15 protein-coding genes are annotated in these 17,364 nt (G+C 33.0%); 12 read left to right on the top strand and 3 right to left on the bottom strand.

Translation table 11 applies throughout. The features are described 5' to 3' along the window. Positions 1 to 62: 62 nt before the first annotated feature. Positions 63 to 470, bottom strand: a complete 408-nt coding sequence (locus GQS07_RS04055; protein WP_158209724.1) for a hypothetical protein — start codon at positions 468 to 470, stop codon at positions 63 to 65. A gap of 234 nt (positions 471 to 704) precedes the next feature. On the opposite strand from GQS07_RS04055, the gene GQS07_RS04050 reads away from it, so the two are divergent. From GQS07_RS04050 to atpG, 12 genes are all read left to right on the top strand, one after another. After that, positions 705 to 2,177 carry a DUF5687 family protein gene (locus tag GQS07_RS04050; RefSeq protein WP_158209723.1) on the top strand — a complete coding sequence of 491 codons (1,473 nt, stop codon included), beginning with the start codon at positions 705 to 707 and terminating at the stop codon, positions 2,175 to 2,177. A gap of 3 nt (positions 2,178 to 2,180) precedes the next feature. Beyond that, positions 2,181 to 2,879, top strand: coding sequence for an ABC transporter ATP-binding protein (locus GQS07_RS04045; RefSeq protein WP_158209722.1), 699 nt, complete (start codon positions 2,181 to 2,183; stop codon positions 2,877 to 2,879). A 222-nt stretch (positions 2,880 to 3,101) separates the two neighbouring features. After that, the gene (locus GQS07_RS04040) at positions 3,102 to 5,774 is read left to right on the top strand and encodes a tetratricopeptide repeat protein (protein WP_233269307.1); all 2,673 of its coding nucleotides are present in this window, start codon (positions 3,102 to 3,104) and stop codon (positions 5,772 to 5,774) included. A gap of 4 nt (positions 5,775 to 5,778) precedes the next feature. Next, positions 5,779 to 6,198, top strand: coding sequence for a polymer-forming cytoskeletal protein (locus GQS07_RS04035; protein ID WP_158209721.1), 420 nt, complete (start codon positions 5,779 to 5,781; stop codon positions 6,196 to 6,198). Further along, positions 6,191 to 6,406 (top strand): AtpZ/AtpI family protein, encoded by a 216-nt coding sequence (locus tag GQS07_RS04030; protein ID WP_158209720.1) that lies wholly within the window; start codon positions 6,191 to 6,193, stop codon positions 6,404 to 6,406. The genes GQS07_RS04035 and GQS07_RS04030 overlap by 8 nt, the downstream gene beginning before the upstream one ends. Further along, positions 6,406 to 6,804, top strand: a complete 399-nt coding sequence (locus GQS07_RS04025; protein WP_158209719.1) for a hypothetical protein — start codon at positions 6,406 to 6,408, stop codon at positions 6,802 to 6,804. Before GQS07_RS04030 ends, GQS07_RS04025 begins: the two co-directional genes overlap by 1 nt. A 106-nt stretch (positions 6,805 to 6,910) precedes the next feature. After that, positions 6,911 to 8,074, top strand: coding sequence for a F0F1 ATP synthase subunit A (gene atpB / locus GQS07_RS04020; protein WP_158209718.1), 1,164 nt, complete (start codon positions 6,911 to 6,913; stop codon positions 8,072 to 8,074). Between the two features lie 55 nt (positions 8,075 to 8,129). Next, positions 8,130 to 8,324, top strand: a complete 195-nt coding sequence (gene atpE / locus GQS07_RS04015; RefSeq protein ID WP_006257837.1) for an ATP synthase F0 subunit C — start codon at positions 8,130 to 8,132, stop codon at positions 8,322 to 8,324. Positions 8,325 to 8,418: 94 nt separating this feature from the next. Continuing rightward, complete coding sequence (locus GQS07_RS04010) at positions 8,419 to 8,919, top strand: F0F1 ATP synthase subunit B (RefSeq protein WP_158209717.1); 501 nt, start codon at positions 8,419 to 8,421, stop codon at positions 8,917 to 8,919. 12 nt (positions 8,920 to 8,931) lie between these two features. Further along, complete coding sequence (gene atpH / locus GQS07_RS04005) at positions 8,932 to 9,468, top strand: ATP synthase F1 subunit delta (RefSeq protein WP_158209716.1); 537 nt, start codon at positions 8,932 to 8,934, stop codon at positions 9,466 to 9,468. Between the two features lie 41 nt (positions 9,469 to 9,509). Beyond that, the gene (gene atpA, locus GQS07_RS04000; protein ID WP_158209715.1) at positions 9,510 to 11,084 is read left to right on the top strand and encodes a F0F1 ATP synthase subunit alpha; all 1,575 of its coding nucleotides are present in this window, start codon (positions 9,510 to 9,512) and stop codon (positions 11,082 to 11,084) included. Between the two features lie 65 nt (positions 11,085 to 11,149). Beyond that, positions 11,150 to 12,010 (top strand): ATP synthase F1 subunit gamma, encoded by an 861-nt coding sequence (gene atpG / locus GQS07_RS03995; protein ID WP_158209714.1) that lies wholly within the window; start codon positions 11,150 to 11,152, stop codon positions 12,008 to 12,010. Between the two features lie 104 nt (positions 12,011 to 12,114). On the opposite strand, the gene GQS07_RS03990 is transcribed toward atpG, so the two are convergent. Together GQS07_RS03990 and GQS07_RS03985 are read right to left on the bottom strand one after the other, a co-directional pair. Then, complete coding sequence (locus tag GQS07_RS03990; protein ID WP_158209713.1) at positions 12,115 to 14,223, bottom strand: DUF5689 domain-containing protein; 2,109 nt, start codon at positions 14,221 to 14,223, stop codon at positions 12,115 to 12,117. A 12-nt stretch (positions 14,224 to 14,235) separates the two neighbouring features. Beyond that, positions 14,236 to 17,073 (bottom strand): carboxypeptidase-like regulatory domain-containing protein, encoded by a 2,838-nt coding sequence (locus GQS07_RS03985; protein WP_158209712.1) that lies wholly within the window; start codon positions 17,071 to 17,073, stop codon positions 14,236 to 14,238. Positions 17,074 to 17,364 lie beyond the last annotated feature (291 nt).

Raw genomic sequence — 17,364 nt, 5'->3', positions numbered from 1 at the left:
CTCAAAGTAAGCTTTGGATTGAATTTAAATAAGCGTTTTAAGCTGTAAATTAACAGTTTATCTTATTTAGCAGAAATTCCTTTTTTAGAAGTAAAAGGTAATTCTGTCAATTTCTCTTCTGAAATACTATTTGCTGGGAAAAGGTAATTCTTGTCATATAACTTACCTTCTTGAAAAAATGTAAGCATAAATGTATTATCTAATTGAAAGATAGCTTCATCAAGTAATTCAACTTTTTGAGATTCGTTTGGCGCTAAGCTTTTGAATGCATGTCTAAATAAACTTGAATTTCTTTTTTCACCGTCAATTGTTCCTTCTGCTCTTGAAACAACCATAATGGCTTCTATAGGTAAAGCAGAGTTGTTAAATAAATAAGCATACCAAGAGTCTTGTAAATAATCTTCATTAAATTCTTTAACTACTGCTATTTCAATGTCTTTAACGACTGGAATTTCTATGTCTTTTTTCATTATTCTGATTTTGATGCAAAGATAAAATTATTTGTGATTTTTAAATAAAGAATGAAAATTATGCTGTTGGCATTATTTTTGGTTAGTATTATAATATATCATTATGTAGTTTTAGGTTTTTAGATTTTATTTAAAGTCATCTTTATCAACGAGATGACTTTATTTTTTTGGTTTTTTTTATTTTTTCTGTAACATTTTTAACAAGTTGTGTACTTATGTAAGAAATGACTAAGTATGACAAAGATGTTTATTGCTTTAGAGAAGAAGAGAAAGAAGAGAGGAAGTACAAGTTCCGTTGATACTGTTACCACAATTTTAAAGTGGTTAGGAATAGTGTATTTTGGTTTTGTTTTCTTGACTTTAGGAATCGCTTTAGTAAAGTTCGTAGAGAAAGAGTTACCTGGTCAAAATCCAATTGAGGTAGCAAGTCAGTTTATGATTTACTATTGTATGACAGAGTTTACTATGCGATTTTTTCTTCAAAAATTGCCTGTTGCAAATCTAAAACCATTGCTTATTGTTTCTATCGCAAGAGACAAAATCATTAAATTTTTCTTAGGTAGAAGTTTTTTAAGTGCATTTAATTTAATGCAACTATTCTTCTTACTTCCTTTTATCATCATTTGCTGTATTAGAGGTTATGGAGTATTGCCTTCTTTAGGGTGGGGAATAGCAATGTATTGTTTAATCGGAACGATGCATTTTCTTATCATTTTAATGGAGTTATACAAGAAGGTGTTTTATAGTGTTTTGGCGATTGTTATTTCATTAGGTTTAGCGCAATATTATTCTTTGTTTGATATAACTGTTTTTACTCAACCTATATTTTATAGTGCCTACAAATATCCATTAACAGTAGTAGTTTATATCCTATTATTAGTAGGTACTGTTTATGCTGCCTATATGTATTATCGTAAAAATATGTATTTAGATAGTTTAATTAGGGAGAAAGTAGTAGAAGGAGAAACACAGGAATTAAATTGGCTGAATCGCTTTGGACAACAAGCAATATTCTTAAAGAATGATATTAAGCTGATATTAAGAAATAAGCGTGCTAAGACAACTGTTTTGATGAGTGTATTGTTCTTGTTCTATGGTTTTATTTTCTTAATGTCAGGCCAAGAAGGGAAAGAATCCTTAACAATGTATGTTTTCATAGCTTATTTTGTCACTGGAGGTTTTTTAATGATGTATGGTCAGTATGTACCAAGTTGGGATTCGGCATATTATCCATTACTGATGACACAAAATGTAAAGTATATAGACTATATAAAATCAAAATGGTTAATGATTGTGTTAGGTACTGCAATTTCTACTCTATGTGGTTCGATATATATCATCAAGAGTATGAATTTGTTTTATATGATTTTAGCTGTAGGCGTTTTTAATATAGGTATTTCAAGTTTCATTGTTTTGATTGGAGGAGCTTTTATGAAATCACCAATAGATTTAACTGCAAATAAGAATGTTTTTGGAGATAAGAATGCCTTTAATCTTCGCGTTATAGCAGTTTCAATACCACAATTAGTATTGCCAATAGTTTTATTCTGGATCGGTAATATGAGTTTTGGTTTTAATGGAGGAATTGGAATTTTGGTATTGTTTGGTGTTTTAGGGATCATTTTTAGAAAGCATCTTTTTAAGCAAATTATCAAGTTATATAAAAAGGAAAAGTATAGTGCTATTCAAGCATATAAAAAAAGTTAGGTTATGATTACAGTAAATAATATAAGTAAAAGCTACAACGGAAAAGAGGTTTTAAACATAGACCATTTAGAAATTCCAGAAGGACAAAGTATCGGGTTAGTTGGAAATAATGGTGCAGGAAAGACAACTCTGTTTAGTTTGTTGTTAGATTTAATTCAGCCGTCAACAGGGAATATCTTGTCAAAGGGTGTGAATGTTAGTGATTCCGAAACTTGGAAATCTTATACTTCAGCTTTTTTAGATGAATCATTTTTAATTGGCTACTTAACAGCGGAAGAGTATTTCTCTTTTGTTGGAGAATTAAAAGGATTGACAAAGGAACAGATTATAGACCAAGTAGGTCAGTACGCATATTTCTTTAACGAAGAAGTATTGAATCAGCGCAAGTATATTCGTGATTTTTCAAAAGGAAATCAAAAGAAAATAGGAATTGTAGCAGCTTTTTTAGGAAGTCCAGAATTGGTAATTCTTGATGAACCTTTTGCAAATTTAGATCCTACTACACAAATTAGATTAAAAGAATTAGTAAAAGTAAAAATACAAGAGGGGAATGTTACGATAATCATTTCAAGCCATGATTTACAACATACGTTTGAAGTATCTGATCGTATCATCGCTTTAGAAAAAGGTCATATTAAAAAAGATGTATTGACTTCTGAATTGTCTTTACAAGAATTGGAAGCCTTTTTCCACAATAGTTAGATTGAATTTTGAATTAGTTAGTTAAAAAGCTTCTGCAAACATTGTTTTGTTAGGAGCTTTTTTTATGTCTTTAAGTAATTGAACTTAGATTTTAGTGATAATAGAAGATTTGAACTCGTTTCTTTTAAAAAGAATTAATTTAATTGTGAAAAGTAATGTATTTTTACATTTCGTTGAATACTAAAACGAAGGGAAGCAAGTTTTAAAGTAAAAGCTAAAATTTTGAAAGTCAATTTTATTAAATATTTATCAGTAGTTGTATTACTCTTAGTTGGCATGGCTTGTTCTGTGAAAAAGGACAAATTAATCAATAGAGGGTACCACGCAATGACTACACGTTATAATATTCTATATAATGGAGAGTTGGCCTACGAAGATGCTCTAATCAGTTTAAAAGAAGGGTATTTTGACGATTTTTGGGACATATTACCTATAGAGAGGATTGATATTAAGGTTGATCCTGAAAAAGAGTTTAAAACAGGCCGATCACTTGATTCTAAGCAAGGCTCTCTTTTAGAAAACTTACAAATTGACGGTAAAAGTGCAGGAGAAGGAGAAGAAGATAGTGGAACTGGATTTGAAAGAGCAGAAGATAAGGCTGCCAAAGCTATTCAAAAGCACTCTATGTATATCAAGGGTAGAGAACGCAATAGTCAAATGGATGAGGCTTATCTTTTATTGGGAAAAGCAAGGTATTATGATGGCAGGTTTATCCCTGCTTTAGAGGCATTTAATTATATTTTGTACAAGTATCCAGATAGCGATAAAATCGATCAAGCGACTGTATGGAGAGAGAAGACTAATGTGCGTCTTACTTATGATGACATTGCGATTAAAAATTTAAAAGAGTTATTGCGCAGCAAAAAAGATAAACTTAAAAAGCAAGTAGAAGCAGATGCTAATGCTACTTTAGCACAAGCGTATATCAATATTGAAGATTATGCAAGTGCGATTTCTCCCTTAATTAATGCAATTGATTTAACGAAAGATAAAGAGGAGTATTCACGATACAAGTTTATTCTTGGACAGCTATATGGCAAATTAGGGCGAAAAGCTGAAGCAGGTAAAATGTTTCAAGAAGTAATTGACTTAAATCGCAAAAGTCCTCGTTCTTATATTATTCATTCTCACGCACAACAATTTGAAATAGGCTCAGTTAATATTACCGATTCAGTAAGTTTTTTAAAGCAATATAAGAGATTGCTTAATGATCGTGAAAACAGACCTTTTTTAGATGTTTTAAATAGGCAAGTTGGTTTGTTTTATGACCAAGGAGATAATAGTTCAAAAGCATTAGAATATTTAAAAGAAGCTGTAAAAAGAAGCAAAGGTGATGAGCAATTAAAAGCTAAAAACTTTGTAAGTATTGCTGAGATTTACTTTAACAATGCTGGTTATGCCTTATCAGGACAATATTATGATAGTGCTTTATCAATTTTACCTGAAAAAGCAAAAGAACGTTTTAGAATAAGTAAGCGAAGAGATGCTTTAAGGGATGTTGTTGCTTATGAAAAGGTTGCAAATACTAATGATAGTATTTTGAGGTTAGTAGCAATGAGTGAAGACCAACGTGTTACCTATTTCCAGAATTATATAGACGAGCTGAGAAAGAGCGATTTTAGAAAACTACAAGCAAATTTGAAGGGAAAGAAAAATCAGGATTACTTCAATATGGCAAATTTTGGAGAGGCTGTAAGTGAAGCATATGATTTAAAGAATACTGGTTTTGGAGCAGGAAAGTCGTCCTTTTACTTTTATTCCACCCAAGCAACTTCGTATGGGAAAATAGAGTTCAAAAAGAAATGGGGTAATAGGCCTTTGAGAGACAATTGGAGATGGAGTAGTGCTGACTTTAGTGAAGATTTAGCTTCAAGTCAAGAAGAAGTTATTGAGGATAAGAATAAAAATATTGATATTCAAACCGATTTTGTTGATACGCGTTATGATGTAAACTCATACGTAGAGAAAATACCTACCGAGGAAAAAGAAATCGCACTATTGAAAAAAGATCGTGATTTTGCTTATTTTCAATTAGGATCAATGTATTACGATCGTTTTAAGAAACATCAATTAGCAAGTGATAAGTTAGAGTCTTTATTGACTTTTGATCCAGCAGAAAGGCTTGTTTTACCAAGCTTATATAAGTTGTTTAAAATTTATAGTGAAGTAGATATTTATAAAGCAGCTATGGTCAAAGACCGTATTATTGCAGGTTATCCAAATTCAAGATATGCTAAGTTACTACAGAATATGTCGAGTGATAAAATAGACGATTTATCACCAGAGCAAGTATATGCTACAGTTTATAAGTTGTATAATGAAGGGGATTATAAAGGTACTTATCGTGCGGTAGAAGATGCATTAGAAAGATATGATGATGAAGGTTATGTAAGTAAGCTGGAGTTGCTAAAGGCTCACGTTATTGGAAATATTAATGGATTGGAAGCTTATAAAGAAGCATTGAATTTTGTAGCATTGACCTATAGTTCGTCTCCAGAAGGTAGAGAGGCGAATAAACTATTAGAAACTACAATTCCTTTATTAGAAGGTAAAAGATTCTCTGAAAAGCCAACGAAAAGTTGGAAAGTTGTGTTTTTAGCAGATGATAAAAATAGCTCAAGTAATCAAGTAATGAGTCGTAAGTTTCTTCAATATGCCAATCAAAATAGCAGTAGAGGTATAAAGTATTCAGAAGATTTATATAATAGCAGAGATGAGTTTTTTGTATTGCATGGCTTTAAAACAAAGGAAGAGGCAAGGAGTATCGCATCTTTACTTGATTCCGCAAGTAAACCGATTAGTTCAGAAAACTACGGAGTAGTTCAAATTAAAAAGAATTGGCAGGAATATTTGATTTTTGAAAAAATAGACCAGCAAGAATCTAAAAAAGAGTAATATTATGTTTCAAAAAACAAAAAGTGGTCCTATTGATCAATTAGGTAGAACAAATAGAATTATCGAAGAAACTATTATTAGGGGAGATATTGAATCAGTAACGGATCTTCGTTTAGATGGAGTTTTGTATGGTAATTTAAAGGTAAAAGGAAGGGTTGTTGTTGGACCTAAAGCTCAGGTTTATGGTAATGTTGAGTGTGAGAATGCTGATATTGAGGGGATAGTTGAAGGAAAGATGCTTGTGAGTGATTTGCTTCATATTACAGATACTGCTACTGTGAAAGGAGATCTATTTGTAGGCCGATTATCTGTTGCATCTGGAGCTGTTGTAGAAGCAAAATGCGATATGAGTAATACGGTAAACACTTTGGATAAAAAGGAAGAAAAAGGAGAATCAAAAAAGAAAGTAAACAAAGGTGAATAAGAATTCAGGGCCAAATAAATGGTTAAGTTTGATTACAATGCCATTTCAAATGGGAATTACTATTTATTTGTTTCATATATTTGGCACCTGGTTAGATGAAAAATATTCTTTCCCTGACGGGTTGGCAAATAAAATTTGTACTTTATTAGGAGTAGGAGTAGCTTTGTACCAAGTAATAAAACAAGTAAATCAAATAAATAAAAATTAATGGACAAAGGAATACTAAGTACTGGTGTTAAGCTAAGTATTGTGCTTTTAATCTGTTTTGGATTGCACTTTGCGATTTTCTCTTTTACAAATTTTGGAGAATCATTTCAAAGTTTAGGATACTCATTAGCGAGTTTTTATGGCTTCGAATATATTTTCTCAATAGCGAGTTTATTTGCCTTAGCAGGAATCAAAAATAGTATGCCAAATAATTTAGGATACGTATTCCTTGGCTTGATTACACTACGATTATTCGCAAGTTATCTGTTTGCAAGAACTGGATTAGATAGTGAACAAGTTGATGAGAATTTTAAGTATAATTTTCTCTTAATAGTGTTGATTTACTTAGCCGGAGACGCATTCGTAGGGTATAGTATTTTAAACAAGAAGGTTAGCTAACCAAAAAGTTAATAAAAAAAAGTTTCGCAAGAAGGTATGATTATCTAAGATTTATTGTACTTTTGCACAAAATTTTAAGAACCACAAATATTCAAGAAGTTAAGGTATGGTGACTCTGAAGACATCACTGAATTTATTAGCAGCTGTTATTTTTACAGCAACGTCGGTATTTTCACACGCACAAACGACTACTCAAGAACTTGGAGAATCTATCCAGGAAACTGAGCAATCTGTTGAAGAAACTTTAAGCAGCGTAGAGCATGCTGTTGAAAAAACTCAACAAGAGAAAGTGAATGATCATATTCAACATCACTTAGCAGATGATTATTCGTTTATTTTCTTCTCAAATGAAGAAACAGGAAAAAATTACGGTTTTTCTTTACCAGTAATTTTATTTGATAATGGACTTAAGATCTTTATGTCTTCTGAATTTGACTATGGAAACAAAGTAGTTGAGAAAGACGGAGAGTTCTATAAGCTTTATCACGGAAAAATCTACAAAACTGATGCTGAAGGGACAATTACTTACGATGAGGCACATCATCCTGTAAATGAGAAACCTTGGGATTTTTCTATTACTAAAAACGTAGCATCATTATTTTTTACTACAATATTAATTTTTGTATTGTTCTTAGGATTAGCTAAAACATACAAAAATGGTCCAAATAACTTACCTAAAGGATTTTCAAGAGTACTTGAGCCATTAGTAATTTATGTTCGTGACGAAATGGCTATGCCTAATATTGGAAAGGCTAAATACAAAAAGTTCATGCCGTTCTTATTAACAGTATTCTTTTTGATTTTTATCTTGAACTTATTAGGGTTAACTCCACTTGGGTTTAACGTTACAGGTAGTATTTCAGTTACAGCATGTTTAGCAATCGTAACATTTATTATTACACAGTTTTCAGCAAACAAAGATTATTGGAAACATATGTTCTGGATGCCAGGTGTACCAGTTCCAATGAAAATTATGTTAGCACCAATCGAATTATTAGGAGCGTTGATTAAACCTTTCTCATTAATGGTTCGTTTATTTGCAAACATTACAGCTGGTCACTCAGTAGTATTTGGATTGATCGCTATTATTTTCGTAATGAAAGAAGCTTTAGGAACAGTAGGGGCAACTTCAATCGGATTCTTCTTATCAACTTTCTTAGTTGTATTAGAGATCTTAGTAGCTTTCTTACAAGCTTTCATCTTTACAATGTTATCATCTTTATTCATTGGAATGGCAGTGCAAGAGCACGAGCATGATGAAGCACACTAATCAATAGAAAAAGTAGAATAAAAATAAATTTGTTTAATTATATAAATCAATCACTATGACATTACCAAACATTATTGGTGCAGGTTTAATCGTAATCGGAGCTGGTTACGGATTAGGAAAAATCGGTTCTTCTGCAATGGACGCTATCGCTCGTCAACCAGAAGCTGCTGGAAAAATCCAAACTGCAATGATCATTATTGGAGCTTTATTAGAAGGTTTAGCATTCGGTGCTTTAATCTTAGGTAAATAGTCCAAGACAATTAAAAGAGTTTATCTGCGACGGTTGGTTGCAGATAAACTTCTTAATTAAACAAAATAGGTATTAAAAAGTATAATTTTAGATAATGGATAAGTTAATTAACGATTTCAGTTTTGGATTATTTTTCTGGCAATTAATCATCTTAGTTGTGTTAATTGTAGTCTTAGGAAAATTCGCGTGGAAACCAATTGTAAATGCTTTAGAGGCTCGTGAAGAGGGTATCGCTGATGCATTAGCAGCTGCAGAAAACGCTAAAAGAGAAATGGCTAATTTAAAAGTAGATAACGAAAAGTTATTAGCTGAAGCACGTGTAGAACGTGATTCTTTAATTAAAGAAGCTCGCGAGATAAAAGAAAAGATGCTTGCTGATGCTAAAGCTGAAGGTGAAGCACAAGGAGAAAAAATGATTTCTCAAGCTAAAGCTGTAATTGCAAGCGAAAAAGCTGCAGCAGTAGTAGATTTGAAAAACCAATTTGCTTCAATTTCAATTGAAATCGCTGAAAAATTATTGAAAGAACAATTAGCTAACAAGGAAGCTCAAACTGCATTGGTTGAGAAAATGTTAGACGATGTTAAATTAAACTAATAAAAGATCATTATGGTAGGCACTAGAGCAGCTGCAAGATATGCAAAAGCAATGCTGGAGATTTCTTGTGAAAAAGGAAATTCAGAAGCTATTAATAGTGATATGATCTTAATCTCTAATTCTATATCTCAAAGTGAGGAATTGAAAACTTTTCTTAACAATCCAATTGTTAATGATGAGATTAAATTCAGCGCTTTAAATGAAGTATTTGCTTCAGTTTCAGAAGGGACTAAAGAATTGTTTAAGTTACTTAAAACTAATAGTAGATTCGAAATTTTGGAAGCTATTACTGTTGAGTTTCAAAAACAATACGATGTTTTGAAGGGTATAGTAAAAGTTGTTGTTACAACTGCCGTTCCAATGGACGAAGTATTAGAGAAAAAAGTTTTATCTAAAGTTCAAAGCTTAACTCCAGCAAAAGAAATTATTATTACTAATGATATTGATTCATCTATTTTAGGTGGATTCATTCTTAGAATCGGAGATAAGCAATATAATGCTTCAATTGCGAATCAATTACAAGTTTTAAAAAGAGAATTAATTAATTAAAAAATCACCGCACGAATGTTCGTGTATAAACATAGATAAAAATGGCGGAAATTAAACCAGCTGAAATATCAGCGATTTTAAAGAAACAGTTATCTGGATTTAGCTCTGCAGCTTCTTTAGAGGAAGTTGGAACTGTATTAGAAGTAGGAGATGGTGTTGCTCGTGTTTACGGGTTAACAAATGCAGAATACGGAGAGCTTGTTGTATTTGACAATGGATTAGAAGCAATGGTACAAAACCTTGAGCAAGACAATGTTGGTATTGTATTATTAGGTGGTGCTGTTGGTATTAAAGAAGGTTCTATTGTAAAAAGAACAGGACGTATCGCTTCATTGAAAGTTGGAGAGAAAATGGTAGGTCGTGTTGTTAATACTTTAGGATTACCAATTGATGGTAAAGGTGCTATCGAAGGTGATTTATATGAAATGCCACTTGAGAGAAAAGCTCCTGGGGTTATTTATCGTCAACCAGTTACTGAGCCGTTACAAACAGGTATTAAATCTGTAGATGCCATGATTCCAATTGGACGTGGACAACGTGAGTTAGTTATTGGTGACCGTCAAACTGGTAAAACTACAGTATGTATTGATACCATTTTGAATCAAAAAGAATTTTATGATGCTGGGCAACCAGTATACTGTATTTATGTAGCTATCGGACAAAAAGCTTCTACTGTGGCAGGAATTGCGAAAACTTTAGAAGATAAAGGTGCAATGGATTATTCAATTATCGTTGCTGCAAATGCTTCTGATCCTGCTCCAATGCAAGTTTACGCTGCAATGGCTGGTGCTGCGATTGGTGAGTATTTCCGTGACACAGGACGTCCTGCATTAATCATTTATGATGATTTATCTAAGCAAGCTGTTGCTTACCGTGAGATGTCATTAATTTTACGTCGTCCACCAGGACGTGAGGCGTACCCTGGAGACGTTTTCTACTTACACTCAAGATTATTAGAACGTGCTGCTCGTGTTATTGGTGATGATGAAATCGCTAAAAATATGAACGATTTACCTGAGTCTATTAGACCTTTCGTTAAAGGTGGTGGTTCTTTAACTGCTTTACCAATTATCGAAACTCAAGCTGGTGACGTTTCTGCATATATTCCAACTAACGTAATTTCTATTACTGATGGACAGATTTTCTTAGAGTCTGATTTATTCAACTCAGGGGTTCGTCCTGCAATTAACGTAGGTATTTCTGTATCTCGTGTTGGAGGTTCTGCTCAAATTAAATCAATGAAAAAAGTAGCTGGTACTTTAAAACTTGACCAAGCTCAATACCGTGAGTTAGAAGCTTTCGCTAAGTTTGGTTCTGATTTAGATGCTGCTACAATGAACGTTATCTCTAAAGGACAACGTAACGTTGAAATCTTGAAACAAGCTGTAAATGATCCATATACTGTTGAAGATCAAGTTGCAATTATTTACGCAGGTTCTAAAAACCTTTTAAGAAACGTTCCTGTTTCTAAAGTTAAAGAATTCGAAAGAGAGTACTTAGAGGCTTTAAACTCTCGTCATAGAGATGTTTTAAATCAATTAAAAGCTGGTAAGTTTAATGATGAACTTACAGGAGTACTTGAAAAAGTAGCTAAAGAAGTTTCTGCAAAATATTAAAAAATTATATCTATCAACAAGTAGAAGATGATTTTACTTGTTGATAGTTTTATATACAATTTACAATGGCAAACCTTAAGGAAATACGTAATAGGATTTCATCAATCGGATCAACTATGCAGATTACTTCTGCAATGAAAATGGTATCTGCTGCTAAATTAAAAAAGGCAACTGATACTATTATGGCAATGCGCCCATATTCAGAGAAGTTGACTGAATTGATTCAAAATGTTAGTGCAACTTTGGAGGGTGATAATTCAGGAGTATATTCTCAAGAAAGAGATATTAAAAATGTACTTATCGTAGTTATCACATCAAATAGAGGTCTTTGTGGTGGATTTAATGCTTATGTTATTAAGCAGATTAATGCACTTAAAAATACTATCTATAAAGATGCTAATGTTGATATTCTGACAATTGGTAAAAAGGGTCATGATGTATTGCGTAAAACGTTCAACGTTATTGATAATAGAAGTGATTTATATGATCAATTAGATTTCGAGAACAGTTCTGTTATTGCTGAAGGAATGATGGATGCTTTTGTTCAAGAAAAATATGATTCTATTCAAATCGTATATAATCAATTTAAAAACGCGGCTACGCAAATCGTTGTTACTGAGCAGTTCTTGCCATTATTGCCAATTGAAACAAATGAGAATGTAACGTCTGATTATATTTATGAGCCTTCTAAAGAAGAGATTTTAAGTACTTTAATTCCTTTATCTTTAAAGACTCAATTATTTAAAGCTGTTGCTGATTCTGTAGCTTCTGAACATGGAGCTCGTATGACTGCAATGCATAAAGCAACTGATAATGCTCAAGAATTAAGAGATGCTCTTAAGCTTTCTTACAACAAAGCTCGTCAGGCTGCTATTACAAATGAAATTTTAGAAATTGTTGGTGGTGCTGAAGCATTAAACAACTAATCTAACTTTATACTTATCAAAAAGGCTTCAATTTCTATTGAAGCCTTTTTTTATGCAATGTATTGTAATACCAACAAGGATTAGCGAGTTGGGATGTATTATAGCTATTCGAGAAAGAAACTGCTAATTTCAAGATCCCATTTATTGATAGGAACTGATTTGCTTGTTCCTCCTAATCTTAGTGTTATGACATCTTTATTTATGGTTGTTTCAATTTCAGAAATGTCTATCGAAACTTTAAGCCATTTTCCTTGTGTGTCAATGTTAAAGTGATTGTAGTTATTTGTACCTTTTAATTGCTCAATTATAATAATATTTTCTCCATCTTCTGGTGAGTATAGTTTATATAATCTTTTATCACCGTCTGTTGTTATTAGCTCTATATTCATTGCCCTTGTAGTTGATTTACCTCTAATAAAAAACGAAAGGTGTTGTTTATACTTCAACTTTTGTGAACCTGTAGTAGTGAATAAAATAGTATTACTTTTTTCATAATCTACTTTGATGGTATGTATTGCATCTGTAGAAGTAGTTAGTTGGGCTATTGACTTGCTTAACCATTTAGAATTAATTGTCTTTTTGGCCTCTTTTTCATTTATTAAATTCAAGTAGACTTGTTCTTCTGTTACTTGGTAGTTGTTAGGTAAAGTTGGTAAGTGATTGTCATTATGTATTGGATCTTGTGGTTGATCGATTATTTCTTCTTCCAACTCTTCATCGTCAAATACTATTTCATTTATTAAAAGATCATACGCTGCTTTAGAGCCAACTTTTAAAGCGAAGATATTACCTTTTCCGCTTTTGTTGTAGTCTACATTAGTTAGATCTAATGTTATTTTAATCCAATCTGGTGCTGCAATCATGGCAGACACATAGTCGTTATAACCATTGCTCTTATTTGCGGCATTAGTTCTTGAAGTAGGTAGTAATTTTAAGTTGTGGTTATAGAAAGGTTTTTCTTTGCTTTTTATAACCTCGTCACTTGCAAGATTGAAAACAGCATAGGTGCCATCTTCTCTATACACATTAAACGACAACGATTTCTCTGTATTGCCTTTTACGTACATAGAAATGTGTTTAGCTTTCGGATTTACTGTTTGATTTTCTACAATAAACACATAATCATTTGCAGTAGGTGTCCCTTTAATATGCAATGCTGTTTTGCCATCTTTACCTTTTCCGGGGGCTTGTGTTGCATAGCGTTGTAATCCGAGTTTATTTGTTGTTTTAATGAAAGACGACCAATTGTTGAAGTTTGCAACGTAGTTAGGTGAGTTCTGGTTGATACCGTCACTGTTTATGCCTTCTTTCCCTCCTGGTGTAGGATTTGTGGTAGGTGGTTGAATTACACTTTCAAAAGGCTCTAATGTTAGATCCATATCGTGGATAGTTCTTGGATAAAATTGTAATACACCTTGAAACTCACTAATTATTCCTGTGATACTACCACTTTCATTTGGTATAATTTCATCTTTTAATCCATTTGTGTATTGCCCTGTTCTAACTTGTAGACTGTTACCTTCAGGATCGTGCATCATACGCAGAGTGTAACCCTGGCGATCATTTGTTGGTGCATCTTCAGCGTAGTAGGGTTCTCCTACGATAGATCGATCAAACTGAATATTATTGATACGAATTAGTTTTCCAATTAGCTTTTTGTCTTCAAGTAGTTGGGGAATAGTTACCTCATTTATAAATGGATTAAAGTCCTTTTTGGATAATGTAGTGCAGGATTTAGAGATAGTCGTCTTTAGTTTACCAGCAGTAATTATATCAGGATATTTATTACCACTTGCCGCGGTGTATATTCCTCCACCAAAAGTCATCATACCGTAATTGTTCTGTACATATAAACCATTCAAATCTATATAAACTTTTGACCCAATTGGGTATAAAGCATATCCTCCTTTAACATCAACTTTGATAGTCAAGGGAGTTTGCGTTTTTTCATCAACTATAATTAACTGTTGATAGAAGTTCCCTCCTTGATCACTGGAGATTACTATTCCAGAAGTAATCTCATCAGCTTTGTAGAATTGTACTTCTTTTCCTTCGCTTATTTTGCTGTAAAGCGCATCAATTGTTTTATTAGCAACGACACTTGGTTCTATACATTCAGTAGTGGGAGTAATAAAGTCGTCATTTTTCGCACACGCTGTTAATATATATGCAAGTACAAACAAGAAAGCAGTAGTCTTTAAGATTGTTGTCATAGTATAGAGAAGTTAAAAATTGTAGTATAGATTGATGAAGTATGTACGACCGTAAGCGTGCCAATATTTGTTAGCAAATGTGTTTTGACCACTTGAAGTGTTTAGAATTTCACGTTCATAATTAGCGTTTCTTGCTTGTTCAAAGCCCCCTGTTTTATATTGGTTATCGAGTATGTTATTAACGCTGGCAAAGAAACCGAGAAACGTTCTGTTTGGCATTCTCCACGACTTTCCTCCAATTAGATTAAAGACTGTGAAAGCGGGTAGTTTCTCCTGCCTTAATCTTTCTCGTACTTGTTCATCAGTTAAATTTTCGAAAGGTTGATTTAACGTAGGATCATTAATGAAGTTATGCGTTCTCCTTAAGGCGGATATATTAGTAAAAGTGTTATTTAGGTAGTTCACATTTGTACTAATCCACCAATAAGTAGGTGACCTATACTCGAAACCGACCGATACAGCTGTTTGTGGGCCATTTGCGAATCTGTAGTTCTTTAGATAGGTTTTGCCATAGTCAAATGTTTTTGACGCGTTATCCGAGCTTAATGTAAGATTTGGCATATTTGTATAAAATGACTGACCAATAGCTAAGGCTGAGTTCATTTTTATAGTTTGTGTCAGTTTATACTCTGCTCCAAACTCGATACCGATATTTCGCTTGTTTATATTGGTTAAGTATTCCGTAACAAAAGCCCCTCCAGTTGATGTTAGATATTCTCCATTTGCATCAGTGATTCCAATCCCATCAGCATAGTAAAAGTTGACTTGAGTACTATTTTTGATTTCGTTCAAATACCCTGTCAAGCGCGCTTTTAATCTTGAGTCTCTTAGAATATAACTCCCATCTACACTAAAAATGTTTTCATTGGTGATATCAGGGATAATCGCGTTGTTTACTCTTGCATTCGCAAATGTGTTTCTTAAAGTGGGAGCTTGGTTGTAAAAAGCAATATTCATATTTACTGCCTGTCTGCCAGAGAAGTGATAAGTAGCACCTCCCTTAAAGCCAAAATTGGTAAACTCAATAAGATTGCTTTTACCAAATGAGTTGCTTGGGTATATACCATTTTTGTATAAACCTTCTCTTTGATAGGCATTGTAGCTTGATTTGTGAGCTATATAGAAGTTGAATTTATCATAATCAAAGAGAAATTGAGTAAAGACATCAATCACATCAGCGTAAATAGTATAGAAATAGCCAAACGTATCATTTGTAGAGATAAAACGGTTAGGATTGTTTAAGTCGCTATCTTGTTTGCCACTTGATTGGTATGAGTCAATATCCTTGAATACTTCACCACCAAGTAGGTCAATAGCCTTTTTAAAGTTTGTTGATTTAAGTCTGCGATAGTTGATGCCCGCATCAAACATTAAGTTATCAGATAGTACTGATTTGACATTAGAATTGAAGGAAATAAGCTTGTCCTCTTGTCGGTCTTCATAAAGTATAATCTTACTAACCCCATTATTTGCTTGATTAATTGTGTACATCCAATTCCAATCCAATTGTCCATTTTTGATGAACTGCTGTTTGACAGATTCAGCTTGGTTAAGTAATGCAATGGTTTCCATTTTAAAGTCATTATCATCAGGAAGATTAGTAAACTCCTCTGGTGACATAGACCAATACTGCGAATCAATTCGATTGAGGTAATAGCTGGGCATATTTTTATAGTTAGTAGGATCAGGGTTCATGTTGTCTATATACCCCAGACGACTATTAGCAATGTGACCAAATTGGTAAGCAACGGTAGAAGTTAGTGTTGTATTTGTAGTGACTTTCCAATAATGGGAGAGGAAGAAGATAGGTTCCTTTAAATCTTTATAGCGAGCATTTCTTTTGTCGTTTCCTTGGTAGCCCCAATAAGGGTTATAGTTAACTCCTTTTAGAGAGATTTGTTCGTCTGTAAGGGGAGCATTTTTTCCTCTTTTATTTTGACCGTAGATTGCAGTGAAATTTAGGCTGTGATTTTCATTTAGCTTTTTTTCGACAGATGAGAATAATGAAAGAGCATCATAATTTGTTCCAGACCAATGGCCTTCTTTTGCGCCACGATAAGAAGCAGAGACTACATAAGCCCAGCCATTTTTGTTTAGGCCAGATGAGTGAATTACAAAGGGTCGCCAATTGTAATTTGTGTTTGCAGCAGAACCACCAACTTTAGTTCCACTTCTGATGTGAGAAGCACGCGTAGTGATGTTTTGAGTACCCAATATTCCACCAAAAGAGAAATCGGAAGGAGTAGAACCAGAAGAGTAGTCTTGGTTACGTGTAGCGTCATTTAAACCACCCCAGTTTCCCCATTGTGGGCGACCATCGTAGATTTTGTTCATAATGATACCATTGATCATCGTTCTTCCTTGTTCATTATCTAATCCGCGAACTCTAAAAAAAGCAGAGCCCCAATTAAAGGCTGCAGCTTGTTGAAACGGATCTTTTGTCGCTTGTAGTAAACCTGCTGTGTTTTCATAGCCATTAAACTCATTTTCTATGTCATTTTCAGAGAGAGATATTAACCCCATTTGCGCAATCAAGTTATAATCTTCTTCGAAGTGAATAACACCTAAATCAATCTCAGTTTCTGTTGGAGCAATTGGATATCTTTTTGTTTGATAACCCGCCGAAGTGATTAAAACAATATGAGTTTTATTAATAGCACCTTCTAAGTTAAAGTATCCATTATCATCAGAGAGCACATAGGAGTTTGAATCGTCAATTCTTACAGTAGCTCCAGTAAAAGGAGTATTAGACTTTGAATCAATGATTCTTCCGGTGATATTTATCCTTTCTTGAGCTAAGCTCGTTGTTGCGAATAAGGCAAAGAGCAAATAACGTATAAGTGTATTCATAAATAAAAAGATGAAAGATTAATCTAATTGTCATAAATAAGCGTATTTACGTTGTACAATTTCTTTCTATTTATTAGTTCTAAGATCTTGTTATATGTTATTATAATGTAGTTTTTTACGGGTTTTAGGAGGGGTTTTATTTTATTATTAAAAATATGAAGATAAAGATGTTTGTTTTTGATTCTTTATCAATGTTGCAAGAGTATTGTTTAGTAGTAGCTTAAGTTTTAAATAGCATTCAATAAGGCTATATCAGATTTTTTAAGCCTACTAAATAGTAGTTAAAGTGTT

The sequence above is a fragment of the Myroides phaeus genome (assembly GCF_009799805.1).
Classification (GTDB): domain Bacteria; phylum Bacteroidota; class Bacteroidia; order Flavobacteriales; family Flavobacteriaceae; genus Flavobacterium; species Flavobacterium phaeum_A.
This window is presented reverse-complemented; position numbering and strand designations above follow the sequence as displayed.

What these genes read in the sequence shown, in the direction of transcription:
- GQS07_RS04055 (WP_158209724.1), bottom strand. Translation starts at nt 470, where the DNA reads ATGAAAAAAGACATAGAAATTCCAGTCGTTAAAGACATTGAAATAGCA.
- GQS07_RS04050 (WP_158209723.1), top strand. Translation starts at nt 705, where the DNA reads ATGACAAAGATGTTTATTGCTTTAGAGAAGAAGAGAAAGAAGAGAGGA.
- GQS07_RS04045 (WP_158209722.1), top strand. Translation starts at nt 2,181, where the DNA reads ATGATTACAGTAAATAATATAAGTAAAAGCTACAACGGAAAAGAGGTT.
- GQS07_RS04035 (WP_158209721.1), top strand. Translation starts at nt 5,779, where the DNA reads ATGTTTCAAAAAACAAAAAGTGGTCCTATTGATCAATTAGGTAGAACA.
- GQS07_RS04025 (WP_158209719.1), top strand. Translation starts at nt 6,406, where the DNA reads ATGGACAAAGGAATACTAAGTACTGGTGTTAAGCTAAGTATTGTGCTT.
- atpB (WP_158209718.1), top strand. Translation starts at nt 6,911, where the DNA reads ATGGTGACTCTGAAGACATCACTGAATTTATTAGCAGCTGTTATTTTT.
- atpE (WP_006257837.1), top strand. Translation starts at nt 8,130, where the DNA reads ATGACATTACCAAACATTATTGGTGCAGGTTTAATCGTAATCGGAGCT.
- GQS07_RS04010 (WP_158209717.1), top strand. Translation starts at nt 8,419, where the DNA reads ATGGATAAGTTAATTAACGATTTCAGTTTTGGATTATTTTTCTGGCAA.
- atpH (WP_158209716.1), top strand. Translation starts at nt 8,932, where the DNA reads ATGGTAGGCACTAGAGCAGCTGCAAGATATGCAAAAGCAATGCTGGAG.
- atpA (WP_158209715.1), top strand. Translation starts at nt 9,510, where the DNA reads ATGGCGGAAATTAAACCAGCTGAAATATCAGCGATTTTAAAGAAACAG.
- atpG (WP_158209714.1), top strand. Translation starts at nt 11,150, where the DNA reads ATGGCAAACCTTAAGGAAATACGTAATAGGATTTCATCAATCGGATCA.
- GQS07_RS03990 (WP_158209713.1), bottom strand. Translation starts at nt 14,223, where the DNA reads ATGACAACAATCTTAAAGACTACTGCTTTCTTGTTTGTACTTGCATAT.
- GQS07_RS03985 (WP_158209712.1), bottom strand. Translation starts at nt 17,073, where the DNA reads ATGAATACACTTATACGTTATTTGCTCTTTGCCTTATTCGCAACAACG.